This is a genomic window from Amycolatopsis sp. M39 (genome assembly GCF_001651785.1).
In the GTDB taxonomy this organism is placed as follows: Bacteria; Actinomycetota; Actinomycetes; order Mycobacteriales; family Pseudonocardiaceae; genus Amycolatopsis; species Amycolatopsis rubida.
This window is the reverse complement of the sequence record NZ_LWSF01000004.1, coordinates 347,266-369,504: the sequence shown is the minus strand read 5'-3', so window position 1 is coordinate 369,504 and position 22,239 is coordinate 347,266. Positions and strand designations below refer to the sequence as shown.

Genomic DNA, 22,239 nt, shown 5'->3' with positions numbered 1-22,239 from the left:
GCTGACCGGCGCTGATGCGCAGGCTCGGGGCCGTGAGCGAATACGAGTACGACCTCATCGTCATCGGCTCGGGCCCGGGAGGGCAGAAAGCCGCCATCGCGGCGGCGAAACTGGGGAAGAAAGTCGCCGTCGTCGACCGGCACGACATGGTCGGCGGCGTGTGCGTCAACACGGGCACCATTCCGTCCAAGACGCTGCGCGAAGCCGTGCTGTATCTGACCGGGATGAACCAGCGCGAGCTGTACGGCGCGAGCTACCGGGTGAAACAGGACATCACCATCGCGGACCTGATGGCGCGCACGCAGCACGTCATCGGGCGCGAGGTGCAGGTGGTGCGCGCGCAGCTGCTGCGCAACCACATCGATCTGATCGGCGGCGTCGGTTCGTTCGCCGATCCGCACACCGTCCTGGTCGACGGCAAACACCGCGGCGACCGGCGCACCATCACCGGCGAGCACGTCGTGATCGCGACCGGCACCCGTCCCGCGCGCCCGGACCACGTCGACTTCGACGCCGCGCGCGTGCTCGACTCCGACGAGATCCTGGCGATGGAGACGATCCCGTCTTCGCTGGTCGTGGTGGGCGCGGGGGTGATCGGGATCGAGTACGCGTCGATGTTCGCCGCGCTCGGTTCCCGGGTGACGGTGGTCGAGCAGCGCGACCAGATGCTCGACTTCTGCGATCCGGAGATCGTGGAATCGCTGAAGTTCCAGCTGCGCGACCTCGGCGTCACGTTCCGGTTCGGGGAGAAGGTCGCGAACGTCGCGGTCTCCGCCGACGCCACCGTCACGACCCTGGTCAGCGGCAAGCGGATCCCGGCGGACGCGGTGATGTACTCGGCCGGGCGGCAGGGCATGACCGGTGCGCTGGCGCTGGAGAACGCGGGCCTCAACGCGGACAAGCGCGGCAGGCTGGAGGTCGACGAGCACTACCGGACGTCGGTCGAGCACGTGTACGCGGTCGGCGACGTGATCGGATTCCCGGCGCTCGCGGCGACGTCGATGGACCAGGGCAGGCTCGCCGCGTACCACGCGTTCGGCGAACCGGCGAACGACATCGGCGCGTTGCAGCCGATCGGGATCTACACGATCCCGGAGATCTCTTACGTCGGCGCGACCGAGGCGCAGCTGACGTCGTCCTCGGTGCCCTACGAGGTCGGTATCGCGCGCTATCGGGAGCTGGCGCGCGGCCAGATTTCGGGGGACAGCTACGGGATGTTGAAGCTGCTGGTGTCGACGGCGGACCGGAAGTTGCTGGGAGTGCACGTCTTCGGCACCGGCGCGACCGATCTCGTCCACATCGGCCAGGCGGTGATGGGCTGCGGCGGGACGGTGGACTACCTGGTGGACGCGGTCTTCAACTACCCGACACTGTCCGAGGCGTACAAGGTCGCGGCCCTCGACGCGACGAACAAGATCCGTGCGCTGGAGCGGTTCGCCGGCTGAGCTTCCGCCTCGCTCGTTCGAGGGGTGTTCGAACATATGTTTGACAGTGCTTTAGAACGTGTGTTCGACTGTAGAGGTGCGTTGGGAACAGTTGCGAGCGGGGAAGGAGGAGCCGGCACTCCCCGGTCTCGGTGCCTTCGGGGATGTGGTGCGCTCGGTGCGCGCGCCGGAGTTCGGCGGCGTCACCTTTCACGAGGTGCGCGCCCGGTCCGTGCTGAACCGGGTGCCCGAATCGTCCGCGGTGCCGTTCCGGTGGTCGGTCAATCCGTATCGCGGGTGTTCGCACGCGTGCACGTATTGCCTCGAAGGCGACACGCCGGTGCTGATGGCGGACGGCCGCGCGAAGCCGATCGCCGAGCTGCGCGCGGGCGACCGGATCATGGGCACGCGCGGACACGGCGTCGCGCGCAGGCTCGTGCCCACCGAGGTGCTCGCGCACTGGACCACGGTGCGCCCGGCGTACCGCGTCACGCTCGACGACGGCACCCGGATCGTCGCCGGACCGGACCACCGGTTCCTCAGCTCGCGCGGCTGGAAATACGTCACCGGCAGCAAACTCGGCACCGCGCAACGGCCGCACCTGGAACCCGGCACCGAACTGGTCGGCGGCGGCCGGTTCACGCGCACGCCGGACGACACGCTCGGCTACCGCGCCGGATACCTGTGCGGAATGCTGCGCTCGGGCGGTTTCGCCGCGGAACCGGACGCCGCCGCACGAGCACTGGCGTACCTGCCGGACTTCGGTTCGTCAGTGGGCTTCATGCGGATCCCGCGCGAGCCGGACGCCCACTGGGCGCGCGGCTTCCTGGCCGGACTCTTCGACCTGGCGGGCGGCTACCGGCGCGGCACGCTCTCCATCGCGCACGACGAGAACGAGGTAGTGGACATGCTGTTCGCCGCGCTGGACCGGTTCTCGTTCAGCTACGACACCGTCGGCCACCGCCAGCACCCCGGCCGCAGGCAGGCCCGCCTCACCGGCGGCACCGGCGAAGTGCTGCGGTTTCTGCACCTGGTCGACCCGGCCGTCGAATGGAAACGCTCCCTGGACGGCACTGTGATCGGCGGCGTCCGGCGCACAGTCACGAGCGTCGCGCCGATGGGGCTGGAGCTGCCGCTGTTCGACATCACGACGGGCACCGGCGATTTCGTCGCCGACGGGATGGTGTCGCACAACTGCTTCGCCCGGAACACCCACACGTACCTGGATTTCGACGCCGGCCGGGACTTCGACACCCAGGTCGTGGTCAAGGTCAACGCGCCGGAAGTGCTGGCCGCACAAGTGAAACGACCGAGCTGGCGACGAGAACCGGTCGCCATGGGCACGAACACCGACCCGTACCAGCGGGTCGAAGGCCGCTATCGGTTGATGCCCGGAATCATCCGCGCCCTCGCCGGCTCCGGCACCCCGCTGTCGATCCTCACCAAAGGCACCATGCTGAGCCGGGACCTGCCCCTGCTGGAGTCGGTGGGCAAGGACGTCCCAGTCCACCTGGCAGTGTCGCTGGCGTTGCTGGACGGCGACCTGCAACGCCGCCTGGAACCCGGCACCCCGGCCCCGCGTGCCCGCCTGGACCTGATCCGCAAAGCCGCGGCCGCGGGTCTGCCGTGCTCGGTGATGGTCGCGCCGGTGCTGCCGTACCTGACCGATTCGCCCGAGGCTTTGGACCCGCTCTTCGCCCAACTCGCCGAAGCCGGGGCGACCAGGGTGACGGTCCTGCCGCTGCACCTCCGGCCGGGCGCGCGGGAGTGGTTCGCCGCGTGGCTGAAGCGCGAGTATCCCGAGCTGGCACCGCGTTACCGCCGCTTGTACGCCCGAGGAAGCTACGTCGACCACGGCTACCGGGAACGACTGGCCACAGTGGTAGGCCCGTTGCTTCGGCGGCACGGTCTGGACCCTCGGGCCCCCAGGGCGCACTCGGAAACCCGGACGGAACCGGACCCGCCAGGGGAGACGGGCCCTGAGGTGCCGGAACAACGAGCGGAGGAGGCGGAACAGTTGCGGCTGCTGTGACACGCCGGTCTCGACGATCGATTGCGGGTCGCACTGCCGGACGAAGAAGAGCTGACCCGCCGCGTGCGGGATATCCGGTAATGCCGTGACCTGGTGGAACGGAGCCTCCGCCGCGATCAAGGACGGGGAGGAAGGCTGCCCGAACGATCCCTGCTTCGGGCGGGCAGGCCCGGGGCGGCTCGCCCGCCGATCGCGGTGAACGGCGTGGCGGGTCTCGCCCGCGGCGCCGATCACGGTGAACCGCATGCTCCGGTCCGGCCTGGGCGCGGATTGCGGTGAACCGCATGCTCCGGTCCGGCCTGGGCGGCGGATTGCGGTGAACCGCACGATCCGTGCCTCGTCAGGCGAGTCCGCTCACCTGTCCCGTCCGCACCCGTCTGAACTCCAGCGCCAGCGTCCCGACCAGCCTGCGCCGCCCCCTGCTATTGGCGGTATTGGCGTTTCGCTCGGCACTCCGGCGCCCGCACGCCTGAAGCGCCCGCACGCCTGCGCGCCTGAAGCGCCCGCACGCCTGAAGCGCCCGCACGCCTGCGCGCCTGAAGCGCCTGCGTGCTCGAAGCGGCCTGCATGCCCGAAGCGCCTGCACGCCTGCACACCCGAGCTGTCCGTGCCATTGCAGGCTGGTTCCAGGGAGCCTCGCCTCTCGCTTTGAGCCTGCCATCCAGCCCTGACCTCGCAGCCCTGCCACCCCGCGAAGCAGCCCTGCCACCCCGCGAAGCAGCCCTGCCACCCCGCGAAGCAGCCCNGCAGCCCTGCCACCCCGCGAAGCAGCCCTGCCACCCCGCGAAGCAGCCCTGCCGGCCCGCGAAGCAGCCCTGCCGGCCCGCGAACCCGAGCCCTCCCGGTCAAAGGCTTGCTGGCCCGGGGAGTCTCGCCGCCGGCCGGGCCTGCCCGGCTCGCTCCCGCGGCGCTGCCGCTCCGGCCAACCTGGGCCATCCGATCAAGCGGGCACCAGGCCCAGGGAACTTCACCCTCTCGCCTTGGCCTGCCAACCAGAACCGCGCCCAGCCCCAGCATCCCCACCGGGCCGAATCCCGCCCTCGTCATCCGCCCGAACCGCCCCGACCCAAACCTGCCCGCACCCCCGGGCGTCGAGTTCGTTAGCCTCTGTATCCGGCGAAATGCGTGTTCGGCTCAACCCCGCACACCCGCCGCACCCGAATCTCGTGGACCTAGGGAGAGCAGTCGCAGTGCTCCGCACTCATCAAGCCGGCACTCTGCGTGCCGGGCAGGCCGGTCAGACCGTCACCCTCACCGGCTGGGTGGCGCGGCGGCGCGATCACGGCGGAGTCATCTTCATCGATCTCCGGGACGCCAGCGGCGTCGCGCAGGTCGTGTTCCGCGAGGGCGAGATGGCCGAGCGCGCGCACGCGCTGCGGTCGGAGTTCTGCGTGAAGGTCGTCGGCGAGGTGTCGCAGCGGCCCGAGGGCAACGCGAACCCGGACATTCCCACCGGTGAGATCGAGGTCCTGGCCACCGAACTCGTCGTGCTGTCGGAGGCCGCTCCGCTGCCGTTCCCGATCGACGACCGGGTCGACGTCGGCGAGGAGGTCCGGCTCAAGTACCGCTACCTCGACCTGCGCCGCAGCGGCCCGGCGGCCGCGATCCGGCTGCGCAGCGAGGTCAGCCGCGTCGCGCGCGAGGTGCTGCACGCGCAGGACTTCGTCGAGATCGAGACGCCGACGATGACCCGCTCCACCCCGGAAGGCGCCCGCGACTTCCTCGTGCCCGCGCGGCTCAAGCCGGGTTCCTGGTACGCGCTCCCGCAGTCGCCGCAGCTGTTCAAGCAGCTGCTCATGGTCGGCGGCATGGAACGCTACTTCCAGATCGCCCGCTGTTACCGCGACGAGGACTTCCGCGCGGACCGCCAGCCCGAGTTCACGCAGCTCGACATCGAGATGAGCTTCGTCGAGCAGGACGACGTCATCGCGGTCGGCGAGGCCATCGTGAAGGCGCTGTGGAAGCTGATCGGCCACGAGATCACCACCCCGATCCCGCGGATCACCTACCGCGAGTCGATGGCGAAGTACGGCTCCGACAAGCCGGACCTGCGCTTCGACCTCGAAATCACCGAGCTCACCGACTTCTTCTCCGACACGCCGTTCCGCGTGTTCCAGGCCCCGTACGTCGGCGCGGTCGTCATGGCGGGCGGCGCCTCGCAGCCGCGCCGTCAGCTCGACGCCTGGCAGGAGTGGGCGAAGCAGCGCGGCGCGAAGGGCCTGGCGTACGTCCTGGTCAACGAGGACGGCACGCTCGGCGGCCCGGTCGCCAAGAACCTGTCCGAGACCGAGCGCGCGAACGTCGCGGAAGCCGCGGGCGCGAAGCCCGGCGACTGCATTTTCTTCGCCGCGGGCAAGGTTTCCGCCGCTCAGCCGCTGCTCGGCGCCGCGCGCGACGAGATCGGCCGCAAGCTCGGCCTGATCGACGAGGACGCCTGGTCGTTCGTGTGGGTCGTGGACGCGCCGCTGTTCGCGCCGGTCGAGGACATCGGCGACGACGTCGCGGTCGGCTCCGGCAAGTGGACGGCTGTGCACCACGCGTTCACCTCGCCGACTCCGGAGTGGATCGACAAGTTCGAGCAGGACCCGGGCAACGCGCTCGCCTACGCCTACGACCTCGTCTGCAACGGCAACGAGATCGGCGGCGGCTCGATCCGTATCCACCGCGAGGACGTCCAGAAGCGCGTGTTCGCGCTGATGGGCCTCGGCGAGGAGGAAGCGCAGGAGAAGTTCGGCTTCCTGCTTGAGGCGTTCCAGTTCGGCGCGCCCCCGCACGGCGGCATCGCGTTCGGCTGGGACCGCATCGTGATGCTGCTGGCCAAGGCCGACTCGCTGCGCGACGTGATCGCGTTCCCGAAGACCGGCGGCGGCTACGACCCGCTCACCGCCGCGCCCGCGCCGATCACCGCGCAGCAGCGCAAGGAAGCCGGGATCGACGCGAAACCGGCTGTCCCGCAGAGCAAACCGGCTGCCGCGCAGGAGAAGTAGTGGCCACGCGCGGCGTGTCCGTCGAGGGCGGCCGGCGGGGCGGGGCGGTCTAGTGCTGCACCTCAGGGCGATCTGCCCGCCGGAGCGCACTGACGAGACGCTGGAGCTGCTGCGCACCCATCCGGGCGCGGCGCACCTGATCGTGCACCGCGGGGCGTCCGTCTCGCCCGAGGGCGACCTCGTCGAGGCGGACATCGCGCGGGAGGCGGCCGACGACATCGTCGACGCCTTGTGCACGCTCGATCTCGACCACAGCGGCGGCATCACCATGGAATCGCTGGACACAGCGCTTTCCGATGCCGCCGACGCGGCCGAGGAAGCCGCTCCCGGCGAAGGCGCAGACGCGGTCGTGTGGCAGGAGCTGCTCGGCCGCACCGGCGAGGAATCGCGGTGGAACGCCACGTTCCAGGCGTTCCTCGCCATCGCGTGCCTGCTCGCCGCGGTCGGCGTGCTGACCGACTCGTCGGTCACGATCGTCGGTGCGATGGTGGTCGGGCCGGAGTTCGGCCCGCTCGCCGCGATCGCGGCCGGCGCGGTGCTGCGCCGCTGGGACCTGGTGCGCCGGGCGGGGGTCGCGCTGGCCGTCGGTTTCCCGGTCTCGATGGCGATCACGCTGCTCGGCGTGCTGCTCGGCAGCTCGGCCGGGCTTTTCGATCCGCACGCGATCGTCAATAACCATCAGGTCGATTTCGTGTACCAGGTCGGACCCGCGTCGTTCGTGGTGGCATTGCTCGCCGGGGCGGCCGGAATGCTCGCGATGACGTCGGCGAAATCGGCCGCGCTCGTCGGCGTGTTCATTTCGGTGACGACGGTGCCCGCGGCCGGTTACGCGATGGTCGCGGCCGTCGCCGGGCGCTGGGACCGGGCCGGTTTTTCGGTGCTGCAGCTGCTGGTCAACCTCTTCGGAATCGTTCTTGCTGCGGCCATTGTGCTGATAGTTCGCCGACGCAAGCAACGTTCCGCCGTGTTGCTGCGTCCGCTTTCCCGTGGGTGATTCCGGGCGCGTCCCGGCGCCCGGAACGTTGTGGTCATGGTTGCTCAGTCACGAGTAGGGTCGGTGACAATGACAGTCGACACCTCCTCCGCCGGCGACGCCGGAGTCCGGGCGGAAGCCGGGGAACTCGCCGTCGCCGCGGCCGTCGCGGCGGGCGAGGCGGTGCTCACGCGCCGGTTCGGGAGCGCGATCGCGCTGGTCTCGCCCGAACACCTCGCCGGAAGCGGCCCGGCGACGGTCGTCCGGGCACGGGTCGTGTCTTCCTCCTTCGCACTGCCGCGCACCCTGGTGGTCAAGCACTATCCGGACCCGCCGGAACCCGGCCGGGTCGACCCGTTCGCCCAGGAAGCCGTGAGCTACCAGCTGTTCACCGCACTGGCTCCGGACGAGCGGATGTGCCCGGAACTCCTGGCCCACGACGGCGGCGACCGCGTGCTGGTGATCGAGGATCTGGGCCGCGCACCCACCCTGCAAGACAAATTGGCCGCCCGCGACTCCCGGGCAGCGGAGCGCGCACTCCTGTCCTGGGCGCGTTCGCTGGGCCGCCTGCACGCGAGCACCGCCAGCCGCGAAGCCGACTTCAACGCCCTGCTGCGCCGCCTGGGCGGCCCGGTGCGAACCGACAACGACGGTCTGGCGGGCCTGGCCGACGACGTCGAAGAACTCACCTCCGAACTGCTGGACGTGCCCGTCCCCGAGGCGGTGCGCGAACGCATCGCCGAAGCCGTCGCCCAAGCCCGGTCGGCCGCCTTCCGCGCCTTCAGCCCCGTCGAACTGGCCCCGGAAAACAACCTGGTCACCGGTTCCGGAGTCCGCTTCCTGGACTTCGAACGCGGCCGGGTCCGAACAGCACTGGTCGACGCCTCCTGCCTGCGGCTGCCGTTCGTGTCGGACCCGCGCGCGATGGCCCTCCCCGCAGGCATGAGCGAGGCGATGATCGCCGCCTGGCGAGCCGAAATCGTCGACGTCTGGCCCTCCTTCGCGGACGACGTCGAGCTGGCGAAGCAACTCACCATCAGCGAAATGCTGCAAGTCTGGCAAATCACCCGCGACCTGCTCCCGCACCTGAACCTGAGCAGGCACGCCACCCCCGTCAGCCGCGAGGCCGCCCTGGTCACGTGGTGGCGCGAACTGGCAAGGCACGCCGGCTACTCGCGCCTGACCGAGGTCGCCGAACACTCCACCAGAGTCGCCGCCGCCCTGGCCGCCCGCCTGGGCCCGCACGCCGACCTGGCTTTCTACCCAGCCTTCCGCTGACCCCTCGGTCGCCCCGCCCGCTGTCGGCGAGGGCCACCCTCATTGACTCTGATTCCCTCAGGGTTCCCCTCACGACCCGCCGCCGGGATGCGGCCCAATGTGGCATTGGGCGTGTCCTCGCCGCCACCACGCCCAGCACGCTCCGCGCACGAGAACCCGCGCACACCCCCTCGCACCCACCGCAGCCGACGCACCCCACCATCGAGGCACCCACCCCCGAGCCGTCAGCACACTCAGGGCTTCGGGGTGCCCCACGCAACCACCCGCAAGCGATGTCGCCCCCAGGCGACGAGCCAAACCACCCCAACCCAGACCCCGAGTACCGGAAGTTCCCACCTCCGTCCATACCGCGTTACCTCCCCATCACCAGCGGTGAGCCTCAATACCGGATGGTCTTCGTCGTGACCGTGATCAGCGTCGGAGTCACCCCACCCGCAGAACCAGCCCCGGCCCCCCGGCCTCAACCCCAGACCCGGCGAGCAACCCGCCTGGCAGTCCTAGGCGACTCCACCGCAGTAGGCCTAGGCGACCCCCTCCCCAACCGCGGCGGATGGCGCGGCGTAGGCCCCTTGGTCGCGGAAGCCCTGGGCATCGCCGAAGACGGCTACCTGAACCCGTCCTTCACCGGCGCCCGCATGTCCTGCGTACGGACCGATCAACTCCCGAAAACGATCGCGCACCGCCCGGACATGGCCCTGGTCGTAGTGGGCATGAACGACACCCTCCGCCCAGACTTCAACGCGGACAACATCGCCGAGGACCTCACCGCCATCGTCCGCGAACTCACCGCGATCGGAACCACAGTCCTCCCAGTACGTTTCCACGACCACAGCAAGGTCTTCCGCCTCCCGCCGTCCCTGAAGCGAGCCCTGAGCGCCCGCGTGACGGAACTGAACGAGGCGATCGACCGGGTGGTGGAAGCGGAAGGCATCGCCTGCCTGAACCTGGACACCCTCCCCGGCGCCTACGACCTCACCGTCTGGAGCGTCGACCGCTTGCATCCCTCCGAACTGGGCCACCGCATGCTCGCCGAAGGTTTCACAAACCTGGCCGCAGCCGCCGGTTTCGAGGTGCCGCGACCGGTGAGCCTCACCTGTTCCGGCGGAGTCGAGCCAAGCGCAGCCGCCCACTTCGGCTGGCTCGTGGCCAAAGGCGTGCCCTGGCTATGGCGGCGCGGCCGGGAGTTCCTGCCCTACGCCGCGGTCATCATGTGGCGCTCGTTCCGCGAGCGCGTGGGCTGAATACCCGCAACGCCTCCGCGTCCGATGCCGGATTCCGTACGAAATAGTCGCTCCAGTCCTGAATTCCGGAATACTCCGACGTCTCCGCCAACTCCCGGCACGCGGCCTCCGCGTCGTAAGCAGTACGCCGCAACTCGACGCCAGGACCTAGCCGCGCCCAGTGCGCACCTGTCGTGCCATAAGGCATTCCGACGCTGCCGGGGTTCACGATCCGGCACCGGTCGGCTAAGCGCAGGAACGGCATGTGGGTATGCCCGCACACCACCGTCCCCGCCGTGACGCCGTCCAAGACCTCCGCCCACCGCGACAACGGGCTGTCCACGAGGACGACCTCTTCGTCGTCGCGCGGAGTGGCGTGGCAGAACAGCACTTCACCGAGCCCGTCGATTTCGAGCGTGACCGTCAACGGCAAGCCGTCGAGCAGCGCCACCTGATCCGGCCGCAGCCGCGCCGCCGCCCACGGGCCGATCGGGTCCGGGATCTGGGTGGAGCCGCCGCCAGCGAGTGTGACGAGTTCGCGATCGGCGTTGCCGCGCACCCACACTGCGCGATCTCCGAGCGAAACCAGCCGGTCGAGCGTCTGCCGGGGCAGCGGTCCGGCCGCGAGGTCGCCGCACAGGACGACCAGGTCGGCAGCCTGGACGTCGGGTTCGGCGAGGACCGCGTCGAGCGCGGGCAGCACGCCGTGGATGTCGGACAACACCGCGACCGAGGAAACCATCGCCCCAGTCTGCCCTCCGGCGGCGCTGCGGGGCCGGGCGAGCGGGATTGTCGGGGTGGTCGGATACCGTCGTCGGTGTGGCACAGGACGAACTCTTCACGGTGAACCCCGACGTGGGGCCGCCGCCGGAACCCTCCGGAGCGAACCAGGCCGAACCGCAGGCCGACCCGGCGACGTCGCCGCTCGCGGTCCGGATGCGGCCGCGCACGCTCGACGAGGTGGTCGGGCAGCAGCACCTGCTGCGCGAAGGGGCTCCGCTGCGCCGGCTGGTCGAGGGGGCCGCTCCGGCTTCCGTGCTGCTCTACGGCCCGCCCGGCACCGGCAAGACCACGCTGGCGAACCTGGTGTCGATCGCCACCGGACGCCGGTTCGTCGCGATGTCCGCGCTGTCGGCGGGGGTCAAGGAGGTGCGCGGCGTCATCGAGGAGGCGCGGCGGCGCAGGCAGTACAACACCGAGAACACCGTCCTGTTCATCGACGAGGTGCACCGGTTCTCCAAGACCCAGCAGGACGCGCTGCTCGGCGCGGTCGAGGACCGCACGGTGCTGCTGGTGGCGGCGACCACGGAGAACCCGTCGTTCTCGGTCGTGTCGCCGCTGTTGTCGCGGTCCTTGGTGCTGCAGCTGCGGCCGCTCACCGACGACGACATCGTCGCTGTGCTGGAGCGTGCGCTGACCGACGAGCGCGGGCTCGGCGGCGAGCTCACGTTGACTGATGATGCGCGGGCACACCTCGTGCGGCTTGCTGGCGGTGATGCGCGTCGCGCGCTCACGGCGTTGGAGGCGGCCGCGGATGCCGCGTCCGCTACGGAGAACAAGACGATCGATCTGGCCGTTGTCGAGTCCACTGTGGACAAGGCGGCTGTTCGCTACGACCGCGACGGCGATCAGCACTACGACGTGATCAGCGCGTTCATCAAGTCGATTCGCGGGTCGGACGTCGACGCTGCGTTGCATTACCTGGCGCGGATGATCGAGGCGGGGGAGGATCCCCGGTTCCTCGCGCGGCGGCTGGTGGTGCACGCGAGCGAGGATGTCGGGCTGGCGGATCCGACGGCGTTGCAGGCGGCGGTCGCGGCGGCGCACGCGGTGCAGTTCATCGGGATGCCGGAGGGGCGGCTCGCGTTGGCGCAGGCGACGATCCATCTGGCTACCGCGCCCAAGTCGAATGCTGTGGTCACGGCGATCGACACGGCGTTGAGCGACGTTCGGTCGGGGGCCATCGGGACTGTGCCGCCGCATCTGCGGGACGGGCACTACGCGGGGGCGAAGCAACTGGGCAACGCTGAGGGGTACCGGTATCCGCACAACGTGCCCGAGGGGGTCCTGGCCCAGCAGTATCCGCCGGATGAGCTGGTGGGGCGGGATTACTACGAGCCTACGCAGCGTGGCGGGGAGCGGACGTTGGCTGAGCGGGTGCCTCGGTTGCGGCGGACTATTCGCGGGGAACGGCAGGGGTGAGTGTTCCGGCCAGCGCGGGGTGAGTGAAGGCCGCCACTTTCTTCGCGGTTCGTGTTCAGCCGGGAACATTCGGGTCTGCGGTGGGTTGCTCCTGTTCAAGGAGAGGGGGCGGCGATGACGTTGTTGACCGTCTGGCCTGATGATCAGCCTGGGCATGTGCTGCTGCGGACTGAGGACACCGGGGCGATTGTCGCCGAACTGGGGCGGGTGGGGGCTGGGTTTGCCCGGTGGCCCGTGGTTGACGACGACGCCGATGGTGACTTGCTCGCTCGGTATCGGGAGTTGATCGACTCTCTGGTCGGCGGGGCGGGGGATTATGCGGCGGATGTCGTCGCTGGGGAGCCCTCGCTGGCGGAGCGCAGTGGGGGCGGGGTTGAGGATCGGTTCTTCGTGCGGGGGGCCGCGGTTTGGTATTTGCATGCGGGGCGCGAGGTGCACGCGGTGTTGTGCGAGCCGGGGGATGTGCTGACGGTTCCGGCTGGGGTCCGGCATTGGCACGACGGGCAGGCGGGGTACGTGACTGTTCGGGTTCGGCGTTCTGGCGCGGGGGCTTCGGGCGGGGCGGGGCGGGCTGTGGTGCCGGGGGAGTTTCCTGGGTTTGAGGAGTTGGTGGCCGAGCGGGTCGGTGTTGAGTGAGTGAGGTTTGGCTCGTCGCCTGGGGGCGACATCGCCTTTGGGGCTGGCGTGGGGCACCCCGAAGGTTGATTGTGCTGACGGTTCGGGGNGGGGTGCTTGTCAAGGCGTGAAAGATGCCTTGACAAGCACCCCCGAACCGCAGGGAGGCTTCGTATCGGGGTGCGGGGGAGGGCTGGGTGCCTCGATTGTTGGGTGTGTCGGGTGCGCGGGAGGGGCTGGGTGCTTCGATCGTCGGGTGTGTCGGCTGCGGGGGAGGGCTGGGTGCCTCGATCGTCGGGTGCGCTGGCTGCGGTTTGGGTGGGGGCTTGCGCCTCAAGGTGGCGTTTGGTGCGTGGGATGCACCCAATGCCAGATTGGGGCGCATCCCCGGCGGCGGGCGGGCGGTCCGTGAAGGGGCCCTCACCCTCACGGGCCGGTGGAGGGTCGTGACGGGAACCCTGGGGAATCAGAGTCAATGAGGGTGGCCCTCACGAAGTAAGCNCCTCACGGACGGTGGCGGTGGTCAGCCTGCCGACCTGCGCGGCTGGCGGCACGATGGCTGGATGACCACAGTCGCATTTCTCGGTACCGGGATCATGGGCCGTCCGATGGCCGCCAATCTTGCTCGCGCCGGGGTGACCGTGCGGGCCTGGAACCGGACTCGGGCCAAGGCTGAGCCGCTTGCTGCGGAAGGGGTCACCGTCGTCGAGGCGCCCGGCGAAGCGGTGAAGGGGGCTGACTTCCTGGTCACCATGCTCTCGGACGGGCCGGCGGTGGCCGAGGTGTTTCGTGGGCTCTCGCTCGAACCGGGGACTATTTGGTTGCAGACCAGTACCGTCGGGGTCGAGTGGGTTGATCGGCTTGCTGAGGCGTCCGTTGTGGCGGGGGTGCCGTTCGTTGATTGCCCGGTGATGGGGACGAAGGGGCCTGCCGAACAGGGGCAGCTGCAGGTGCTCGCGGCTGGGCCGGACAACGTGCACGACGGTGCGGCGGAGGTGTTTGACGCGATTGGTTCCCGGACTCGCTGGCTGGGCACCGAACCTGGTACGGCGACGCGGCTCAAGCTGGTGATGAACGCGTGGATTCTCGCGCTCACCAACGGTACGGGGGAGAGTCTCGCCTTGGCCCGGGTGCTCGGGGTGGATCCGCAGTTGTTCTTCGACGTCATGAGCGGCACCGGGTTCGACGTGCCTTACGCGCGAGCGAAGGGACCCATGATGCTGTCCGGCGAGTATCCGGCCAGCTTCCCGGCGTCGCTCGCGGCGAAGGACGCGCGGCTTGTCGTCGAGGCCGCGGGGCACGCGATCGACGTCGGTGGGGCTGCGGCCGCGTTGGCGCATCTGGAGTCCGCGGTCGAGGCGGGGCATGGCGAGGACGACATGGCGGCGGTGTACGAGGGGATCGTCAAGCGTTGAGCAAAGACGCGACGCGGTCTACGCCGATGCCGGAAATGAGCAGACGTTCCTTCGCGTTCCCGAGCAGTCGTGCGGTCCAGGGGGTGAAGCCGCCGTCGCCGACGGGGGTCAGGCCGCTGCCGAAGTCTGCGGTGACGGTGAAGCAGAGGCCGGAGTAGTAATTGCGGCCGACTGCGCGGTCTGGCGCGTCGGAGACGGCTACGTCGGGCAAAGATTCCTGCACCGAGGCGGTGAAATCGGCGAAGCGGGTGTCCAAAGTGGTCATTTGGAAGCCTGCCGCGCGGGCGCCGGCGGCGCGCACCGCGGTGGTGAGCAGTCGCGCGTGCTCAATCAGGTGTTCGCGTTCGAAGGACAGGCTGCCTCGGTCGCGACCGGCGGTGATGGCGGCGAAGAGGGAGAAGTGCGCGAAGAGTCCGGGGGCCGGGGGTTGGGCTCGGACGACGCGTTGCACGGTGGCGAGGCGCACCGGCGTGGAACCAGAGCGGCGGACTGCGGCTTCCAGCGCGAGGCCGTTCGCCGGGTCGGCGGCGACTTCCGTGCCGCGTCCAGTCGGGACGACGCGGTGCTGGGCCAGTCCGGCCACTGTGGAGTGGGCGCCCAGCGGCGTCACCGGGGAGAGCGTCACTCGATCGAATTCCGCTGGCGCGGCGGAAAGCAGGGCGTCTTCGACTCGGCGAAGGACATCGAATGCCAGCGGCGCGGGGGTGGTGAAGCGGTCCTCGCGGTAGCGGCGCAGGACGTCCGGTCCGCGCAGTTTCGCGGCTCGGCGGCGGGCTACTTCCAGCTGCAGCGTGGTCAGGTCCGCGCAGGGAAGGCCGCCGAGCACGTCGGCGGCGGGGCCGCCCGGCCCGGCCAGCACGCGGGGGAGCGGGCCGCGTCCGTTCGAGGAGTCCATCGGCCGAGGAGACCAGCCCGGAGACGGCTGGCGCGAACTGTTTTCCGCGACGGCGACTGCGCTGGGTGAGCACTGCGGCGGGGGGTCCCCGCCGAGAAGCGCCGCAGGCGGTAACCTCACACCACCTAAGACCCCGCACCACCCGAGGAGGGCCCGTGTCGGCAGGGCAGATCGCCGCGCTGATCGCCGCAGGAGCTTTCGTACTGCTGGTCTTGCTGCTGGCGATCCCGCTGCTCAAGCTCGGCCGCACGCTGGACGAGGCCACCATCGCGATCCGCAAGGCGCACGAGAACAGCGACCCGATCCTGATCGGGGCCAACGAGACGATCACGCACGTCAACACGCAGCTCGAGCGGGTCGACGGGATCACCTCGAACGCGCAGGCGGTCAGCGGCAACGTGTCGGCGCTCTCGTCGGTGTTCACCGCGACGCTCGGCGGCCCGCTGGTGAAGACCGCCGCGCTGTCGTACGGGATCAGCAAGGCCATCCGCGCGCGCCGCAAGAAGCAGGAAGCGAAGGCCGCCAAGGCGCAGCGCCCGGCCCGCCGGGGGAAGAAGTGAAGCGGCTGTTCTGGCTCGGGGTCGGGGTCGTCGCCGGGGTCGCGCTGAGCCGCAAGGCGAGCGAAACCGCTCGTCAGGCCACGCCGGCCGGGTTAGCATCGAACTTGGGCGACGCCGTGCGGGAACTCGCGGGCGCCGTCGGTTCGTTCGGCGCCGAGGTGCGCGCCGGGATGAACGAACGGGAACAGGAGCTGCACGACATGGTCGAGGAGCGGACCGCCGCCGTCGCGCCGCCTTCGGGCGCGGGCAGGCACGCCGCACGTCGCCCCGCCCGGCGAGCTCGCCGGGCGGAGGGCTGAACTCCGCGCGCCTTCCGCCGCCTCCGACCCCCGTTTCCTTTCCCCGGCCGAAGCCGGGTCTTCAGCACAAGGACGTACCCGTGGACACACACGAGATCACCGACCGTTTCCTGCGCCACTTCGAGAGCAGGGGCCACACGCGCGTGCCGAGCGCCCCGCTGATCCTCGACGACCCGAACCTGCTGTTCGTCAACGCGGGCATGGTCCAGTTCAAACCGTACTTCCTCGGCGAGGCCCCGCCGCCCTACCCGCGCGCGACCTCGGTGCAGAAGTGCGTGCGCACGCCGGACATCGACGAGGTCGGCAAGACCACCCGGCACAACACGTTCTTCCAGATGGCGGGCAACTTCTCGTTCGGCGACTACTTCAAGGAAGGCGCGATCGAGAACGCCTGGGAGCTGATCACCAAGTCGCAGGACGACGGCGGCTTCGGCCTCGACCCGGACCGGATCTGGGCGACCGTCTACGAGAAGGACAGCGAGGCGGCCGGGCTGTGGCGCAAGCTCACCGGCCTGCCCAGCGAGCGGATCCAGGTCCGCGACGGCAAGGACAACTACTGGGACATGGGCGTGCCCGGTCCCGGCGGCCCGTGCTCGGAGATCTACTACGACCGCGGCCCCGCGTACGGCCGCGAGGGCGGCCCGGTCGCCGACGAGGACCGCTACATCGAAATCTGGAACCTCGTCTTCATGCAGGACGTCCGCGGCGAGAAGAGCCCGAAGCTGGGCCACCCGCCGATCGGCGAGCTGCCGAAGAAGAACATCGACACCGGCATGGGCGTCGAGCGCGTCGCGACGATCCTGCAGGGCGTCGAGAACGTGTACGAGACCGACCTGGTCCGCCCGGTGATCGGCCGCGCCGAGGAGTTCTCCGGCCGCCGCTACGGCGCCAACCACGCCGACGACGTGCGCTTCCGCGTCATCGCCGACCACGCGCGCACCGGCGTGCTGCTGATCGGCGACGGCGTCACTCCGGGCAACGACGGGCGCGGCTACGTGCTGCGCCGGCTGCTGCGCCGCATCGTGCGCTCCACCCGCCTGCTGGGCGTGCAGGAGCCGGTGCTGCAGGAGTTCGCGAAGGTCGTCAGCCAGACCATGGGCCCGACCTATCCCGAGCTGGTCAGCGGCTTCGACCGGATCTCCGAGGTCGTGCGCGTCGAGGAGGAGGCGTTCCTCGCCACCCTCACCAGCGGTTCGCGCATCTTCGACCTGGCCGCGGCCGAGACGAAGAAGGGCGGCGGCGACGTGCTCGCCGGCGACAAGGCGTTCCAGCTGCACGACACCTACGGCTTCCCGATCGACCTGACGCTGGAGATGGCGGCCGAACAGGGCCTGACCGTCGACGAGGACGGCTTCCGCACGCTCATGGAGGAGCAGCGCAAGCGTGCCAAGGCGGACGCGGCGTCCCGCAAGAGCGGCCACGGCGACCTGTCCGAGTACCGCAAGGTGCTGGAGCAGCACGGCGAAACCGAGTTCCTCGGCTACACCGAGCTCCAGGCGGACGCGAAGGTCGTCGGCCTGCTCGAAGGCGGCCTGCCGGTGCGCAGCGTCGCCGCGGGCGGCAAAGCCGAGCTGGTGCTCGACCGCACCCCGTTCTACGCCGAGAGCGGCGGGCAGATCGCCGACACCGGCGTGCTGGTCGGCGACGGCGTCGAGCTGAAGGTGCTCGACGTGCAGAAGATCGTGCCGGGCCTGTTCGTGCACCGCGTCGAGGTCACCCAGGGCGAGGTCGGGATCGACACCCGGCTCACCGGATCGGTGGACGCGAACCGGCGGCTCTCGATCGAGCGCTCGCACTCGGCCACGCACCTCGTGCACGCGGCCGTCCGCGGCGCGTACGGCAAGCGTGCGGCGCAGGCCGGTTCGCTCAACGCGCCGGGCCGGATGCGGTTCGACTTCACCACTCCGGGCGCGGTGTCGGCCGACATCCTCACCGAGGTCGAGCAGGAAGTGAACGACTACCTGCAGACCGACGTCGAGGTGCGGAGCTACACCACGACCAAGGACAAGGCCCTCGAACTGGGCGCGGTGGCGCTCTTCGGCGAGAAGTACGGCAACGATGTCCGGGTCGTCGACATGGGCGAGTACTCGCGCGAGCTGTGCGGCGGCACGCACGTCGGCCGGATCGGCCAGCTGGGCCTGGTCAAGCTGGTGTCGGACGCGTCGGTCGGCTCCGGCGTGCACCGCGTCGAGGCGCTGGTCGGCCCGGACGCGCTCAAGCACGTCCGCAAGGAGCAGCTGCTCGTCTCGCAGCTGGCGAACACGTTCAAGGTGCCCTCGGACGAACTGCCCGGCCGGATCGAGGACGTCCTGTCCCGGCTGAAGAACGCCGAGAAGGAGATCGAGCAGCTGCGCACGCAGCAGGTGCTCGGCTCGGCCGGCGCGCTGACGGAGAAGGCGCAGGACGTCTCCGGCGTCTCGGTGGTGGCCGAGGTCGTGCCGGACGTCGACGGCAACGGCCTGCGCGCGCTCGCCTCCGACATCCGCGGCCGCCTCGGCGACCGCGCCGGGGTCGTCGCGCTGTTCGCGCCTTCGGGGGAGAAGGTGGCCTTCGTGGTCGCCACGACCTCGGCGGCGCGCGACAAGGGAATCGCGGCGGGCAAGCTCGTGCCGTCGTTCGCCGAGGCGATCGGCGGACGCGGCGGCGGCAAGCCGGACATGGCCCAGGGCGGCGGCAGCAACCCGGCGGGCGCGGAGCAGGCCGTGACGGCGCTGCGCGCGGCGGTCGCGGACCTTGGCCGCTAACCCCCGGAGAGGCCCGGATCGGCCCGGCGAGTCCGATCCGGGACGGGGCAGGCGGCTCGCGGTCGATGTCGGGTCTGTCCGGGTGGGCGTCGCGCTGAGCGATCCCGCCCCCGTGCTCGCGAGCCCGCTCGTTACCCTCTCCCGTGATGCGAAGGACGACAGCGATCTGGACCGGCTTGCCGATCTCGTCACCGAACACGAGGTGGTCGAGGTGATCGTGGGCTTGCCGAGGACGCTGGCGAACCGGCAGGGCGCGGCCGCGGACACAGCGCTGGCGTATGCGGAAAAGCTCGCCGGGCGCGTGGGGGACGTGCCCGTGCGACTGGCAGACGAGCGGTTGACGACGGTCACCGCGTCGCGAATGCTGTCCCAGCGGGGGGTCAAGGGCCGCAAGCAGCGCGCCGTGGTGGACCAGGCAGCGGCAGTCGAGATCCTGCAAGCCTGGCTCGACGCCGCCGCCGCGCACCGTGCCCGGAAAGGCGACTCATGACCGACCCCGGCGACCCGGGCGGCCGCCGTCGGCTGCGCAATCCCGACAACCCGGATGTACCGGGCCCCTCGGCGGGTTCCGGCACCCCGGGCGGCCGGCGCAGGCGACGCGAGCCCGAAGACGAACCACCTCCTCGCCGCGCGGCGCCGGAAGGCATGCCGCCTGGCGAACGACGACGTCCGCGCGGCGACGCGCCTCAGCGTCCGCCCGCGGCGGAAGGACGCCGGCGCGCGCCCGAAGCAACCCCCCGCCCGGCCGGCGAACCGACCCGTCGCGCCGCACCGGACGCGATGCCTCCGGCCGAACCGCCGCGGCGCCCGGCCGCTGAGACTCCGCCGACCCGGCGGCGCCGTCCGGTCGCGCCGCAGGGCCGGCCGAAGCGGTCGACGGAGAACTGGGACTTGCCGCCGCACGCGGCCGACGATCTGCCCCGAGCCCGGCCGCGCCGCATAACTCCGGACGAGGACGTGCCGGTGGGCGACGTTCCGCCCGGGGAGGTCGAGCCGCCAGCCGGTCGACGCCGTCGCCGGGACGACGCGCCGCCGGCCGACGCTCCGGCTGGCCGTCGTCGTCTCGAAGACGCGCCGCCGCCGAACGAGCCGCCCGCCGGCCGTCGTCGCCGTCGGGAGGACATTCCTCCGCCCGTGGACATCGAGCCGCCGTCCGGCCGCCGTCGCCGGGACGACGCCGACGCTCCGGGGGAAGCTGCCGCGCCTGTCCGTCGCCGGGCGCCGGAGATGCCGCCGCCCCCTCCGGCCCGGCGCGCTCCCGCTCCGCCGCCGGAGGGCTCCATGCCGCCGGATCCCCGGTTCGCGGAGTCCTCGATGCCGCGCGACCCGCGTTTCGCGGACGCGTCGATGCCGCGCGACCCGCGCAGCCAGCCGCCGCGCCGGCAGCCGGTCGAGCAGCCCACCGAAGTGATCCCCGCCGTGCCCGCCGCGGCGCACGAGCCGGAGCACCCGGACGAGCAGCCGATCGACGGCCTCTTCGAGGACGAGTACGACGAATACGGCGAGTACGAGGACTACGACGAGGACTACGACGGTTACGACGAGGACGGCTACCCCGAAGACGGGGCCGAGCCGCCGGTCGAGGAGCCGCCCGCGAAGAAGCCTCGCAAGAAGCGCAAGCGCGCGATCGGCTGGATCGCCGCGGTGCTCGTGCTCGTGCTGCTCAGCGGCGGGGCCTGGTTCGGCTACCAGAAGATCTTCGGCTACGCGGACTTCGACGGTTCCGGCGAAGGCGACGCGCTCGTGCAGGTCGAACAGGGCGACACGACGTCCGCGATCGGCGCGAAGCTCACCGACGCGGGCGTGGTCGCGAGTTCCCGGGCGTTTGTGAAGGCGGGCGCGGAAAACACCGCGCTGAGCAAGATCCAGCAGGGCTACTACCTGCTGCGCCAGCACATGTCGGGCGAGGAGGCGGTCGACCTGATCACCTCGCCGACCGCGCGCGTCGGGCGGCTGGAAATCCGGCCGTACACGCAGTTCGACGACATCACGCAGCCCAACGGCAAGGTCACTCCCGGCGTGTACAGCCTGATGTCGAAGGCGTCGTGCGCGACCTTGAGCGGCAAGAGCACCTGCATCCCGGTCGACCAGCTGCGCAAGACGGTCGCCGACGCCGACCTCAAGGCGCTCGGCGCGCCGGACTGGGCGCTGGCCGACGCGGGCAAGGCGCTGAGCAAGGACAAACGGCTCGAAGGCCTGATCGCGCCCGGCGTCTACGACGTGAAACCCGGCTGGAGCGCGACCGAGCTGATCACCGACCTGGTGAAGCAGTCGGCCGATGCGATCCAGGCGGCCGGGCTCACCGCGCAGAACACCGGGCCGGGGAAATCGCCGTACGAGACGCTGATCATCGCGTCGCTCATCGAACGCGAGGCGATCAAGCCGGACTTCGGCAAGATTTCGCGAGTGATCTACAACCGGCTCTCGCAGAAGATCAGGCTGCAGCTGGACTCCACGGTCAACTACGTGCTGGACCGCCCGACGCTGCTCACCAAACCCGAGGACCGGGCGAAAGCGGGACCGTACAACACCTACGCCAACTACGGTCTCCCGCCGACGCCGATCGCGGTGCCCAGCATGGACGCGATCAAGGCCGCGGTCAGCCCGACCCCCGGCGACTGGGTGTATTTCGTGAAATGCGAGAAGGACGGGCATTCCTGCTTCGCGCCGACGTTTGACCAGCACATCGCCAACAAGCAGCTGGCCGAGCAGCGTGGCGTCATCTGACCGGCCGCGCCGCGCGGCGGTGCTGGGCAAGCCGGTGGCGCATTCGCTGTCGCCGGTGCTGCACCGCGCGGCGTTCGCGGCGCTGGGCCTGGACGGCTGGACCTACGACCGGATCGAGACCGACGCCGCCGAGCTGCCTGGTTTTGTCGACGGGCTCGGCCCGGAGTGGGTCGGCCTTTCGGTCACCATGCCCGGCAAACGCGCCGCGCTCGACCACGCCGCCGAGGTCACCCCGCGCGCGGCGGCGGTCGGCGCGGCGAACACGCTCGTGCGCCGTCCGGACGGCTGGCTCGCCGACTGCACGGACGTCGACGGGGTAACCGGAGCCCTGCGATACGCCGGTGGTTACTCGCCTTCCGCGAACGACCAGGCGGTGGTGCTCGGAGCGGGCGGGACGGCTGCGGCCGCGGTGGTCGGATTAGCCGCGCTGGGCGTCACGACGGTGCGTTTGGTGGTGCGGGAGCCAGCGAGGGCTGTGGAAACTGTTGACGCGGCGAAGCGCGCGAGCCTGGACGTGGACGTGCTGCGATGGTCCGAAGCGGACTTCGCGGAGCTGGCGGACACTACGGCGGTGCTGGTCAACACGGTGCCGCCGGACGCGGTCGTGCCGCATCTCGCGGAGCTGGCCCGGATCGGCAGCGTGCTCGACGTGATCTACCACCCGTGGCCGACGCCGCTGGCCGAAGCGGTCGACCGCTGCGGCGGACGGCTCGCGACCGGGCTCGACATGTTGCTGCACCAGGCATTCGGGCAAGCGGAGCACTTCACCGGGCACCCGGCGCCCCGCGCGGAAATGCGGGCGGCGCTGTGCGAGGCGAGCGGAAACATCCTGCCGCTGCCGATTGCCTGATATCCTGACGGGCTGCTT

Annotated in this window: 17 protein-coding genes; 15 read left to right on the top strand and 2 right to left on the bottom strand. The window is 70.6% G+C overall.

Going from position 1 to position 22,239, the window contains the following annotated elements; translation table 11 throughout:
* Positions 1 to 14: 14 nt before the first annotated feature.
* The 6 genes from sthA to A4R44_RS12265 all read left to right on the top strand — a co-directional run bounded on the left by sthA (position 15) and on the right by A4R44_RS12265 (position 9,935).
* Positions 15 to 1,445: a Si-specific NAD(P)(+) transhydrogenase gene (gene sthA, locus A4R44_RS12290; RefSeq protein ID WP_067579338.1), complete on the top strand. Its 1,431-nt coding sequence runs from the start codon at positions 15 to 17 to the stop codon at positions 1,443 to 1,445.
* 76 nt (positions 1,446 to 1,521) lie between these two features.
* Complete coding sequence (locus A4R44_RS12285; RefSeq protein ID WP_198545259.1) at positions 1,522 to 3,456, top strand: intein-containing Rv2578c family radical SAM protein; 1,935 nt, start codon at positions 1,522 to 1,524, stop codon at positions 3,454 to 3,456.
* A 1,190-nt stretch (positions 3,457 to 4,646) separates the two neighbouring features.
* Positions 4,647 to 6,443: an aspartate--tRNA ligase gene (aspS, locus tag A4R44_RS12280; RefSeq protein WP_067579336.1), complete on the top strand. Its 1,797-nt coding sequence runs from the start codon at positions 4,647 to 4,649 to the stop codon at positions 6,441 to 6,443.
* A 52-nt stretch (positions 6,444 to 6,495) separates the two neighbouring features.
* The gene (locus A4R44_RS12275) at positions 6,496 to 7,437 is read left to right on the top strand and encodes a DUF389 domain-containing protein (RefSeq protein ID WP_067579335.1); all 942 of its coding nucleotides are present in this window, start codon (positions 6,496 to 6,498) and stop codon (positions 7,435 to 7,437) included.
* A gap of 69 nt (positions 7,438 to 7,506) precedes the next feature.
* Positions 7,507 to 8,694 (top strand): phosphotransferase, encoded by a 1,188-nt coding sequence (locus A4R44_RS12270; RefSeq protein ID WP_067579333.1) that lies wholly within the window; start codon positions 7,507 to 7,509, stop codon positions 8,692 to 8,694.
* Between the two features lie 389 nt (positions 8,695 to 9,083).
* Positions 9,084 to 9,935 carry an SGNH/GDSL hydrolase family protein gene (locus tag A4R44_RS12265; protein ID WP_067579331.1) on the top strand — a complete coding sequence of 284 codons (852 nt, stop codon included), beginning with the start codon at positions 9,084 to 9,086 and terminating at the stop codon, positions 9,933 to 9,935.
* On the opposite strand, the gene A4R44_RS12260 is transcribed toward A4R44_RS12265, so the two are convergent.
* Complete coding sequence (locus A4R44_RS12260) at positions 9,901 to 10,656, bottom strand: metallophosphoesterase (RefSeq protein ID WP_067579329.1); 756 nt, start codon at positions 10,654 to 10,656, stop codon at positions 9,901 to 9,903. The genes A4R44_RS12265 and A4R44_RS12260 overlap by 35 nt on opposite strands.
* Before the next feature lie 77 nt (positions 10,657 to 10,733).
* On the opposite strand from A4R44_RS12260, the gene A4R44_RS12255 reads away from it, so the two are divergent.
* The 3 genes from A4R44_RS12255 to A4R44_RS12245 all read left to right on the top strand — a co-directional run bounded on the left by A4R44_RS12255 (position 10,734) and on the right by A4R44_RS12245 (position 14,146).
* Positions 10,734 to 12,116, top strand: coding sequence for a replication-associated recombination protein A (locus A4R44_RS12255; RefSeq protein WP_067579327.1), 1,383 nt, complete (start codon positions 10,734 to 10,736; stop codon positions 12,114 to 12,116).
* Between the two features lie 114 nt (positions 12,117 to 12,230).
* On the top strand, positions 12,231 to 12,752 hold the full coding sequence (locus tag A4R44_RS12250; RefSeq protein ID WP_067579325.1) for a hypothetical protein: 522 nt from the start codon (positions 12,231 to 12,233) through the stop codon (positions 12,750 to 12,752).
* Between the two features lie 542 nt (positions 12,753 to 13,294).
* Entirely contained in the window at positions 13,295 to 14,146 is an 852-nt protein-coding gene (locus A4R44_RS12245; protein WP_067579323.1) for an NAD(P)-dependent oxidoreductase, read from the top strand.
* On the opposite strand, the gene A4R44_RS12240 is transcribed toward A4R44_RS12245, so the two are convergent.
* Positions 14,136 to 15,041: a hypothetical protein gene (locus tag A4R44_RS12240; RefSeq protein WP_198545258.1), complete on the bottom strand. Its 906-nt coding sequence runs from the start codon at positions 15,039 to 15,041 to the stop codon at positions 14,136 to 14,138. The two genes, A4R44_RS12245 and A4R44_RS12240, sit on opposite strands and share 11 nt — an antisense overlap.
* 155 nt (positions 15,042 to 15,196) lie before the next feature.
* Here A4R44_RS12240 and A4R44_RS12235 point away from each other — a divergent pair, with 155 nt between their 5' ends.
* The 6 genes from A4R44_RS12235 (at position 15,197) to A4R44_RS12210 (ending at position 22,221) form a co-directional block, all read left to right on the top strand.
* Positions 15,197 to 15,601: a DUF948 domain-containing protein gene (locus A4R44_RS12235; protein WP_067579318.1), complete on the top strand. Its 405-nt coding sequence runs from the start codon at positions 15,197 to 15,199 to the stop codon at positions 15,599 to 15,601.
* On the top strand, positions 15,598 to 15,900 hold the full coding sequence (locus A4R44_RS12230; protein ID WP_037362888.1) for a hypothetical protein: 303 nt from the start codon (positions 15,598 to 15,600) through the stop codon (positions 15,898 to 15,900). The genes A4R44_RS12235 and A4R44_RS12230 overlap by 4 nt, the downstream gene beginning before the upstream one ends.
* Before the next feature lie 80 nt (positions 15,901 to 15,980).
* Positions 15,981 to 18,644, top strand: a complete 2,664-nt coding sequence (gene alaS, locus A4R44_RS12225) for an alanine--tRNA ligase (protein WP_067579316.1) — start codon at positions 15,981 to 15,983, stop codon at positions 18,642 to 18,644.
* Complete coding sequence (gene ruvX / locus A4R44_RS12220) at positions 18,634 to 19,134, top strand: Holliday junction resolvase RuvX (RefSeq protein WP_067579314.1); 501 nt, start codon at positions 18,634 to 18,636, stop codon at positions 19,132 to 19,134. Before alaS ends, ruvX begins: the two co-directional genes overlap by 11 nt.
* Positions 19,131 to 21,371 (top strand): endolytic transglycosylase MltG, encoded by a 2,241-nt coding sequence (gene mltG, locus A4R44_RS45510; RefSeq protein WP_067579312.1) that lies wholly within the window; start codon positions 19,131 to 19,133, stop codon positions 21,369 to 21,371. Before ruvX ends, mltG begins: the two co-directional genes overlap by 4 nt.
* Positions 21,358 to 22,221, top strand: a complete 864-nt coding sequence (locus A4R44_RS12210) for a shikimate dehydrogenase (RefSeq protein WP_095213290.1) — start codon at positions 21,358 to 21,360, stop codon at positions 22,219 to 22,221. The genes mltG and A4R44_RS12210 overlap by 14 nt, the downstream gene beginning before the upstream one ends.
* Positions 22,222 to 22,239 lie beyond the last annotated feature (18 nt).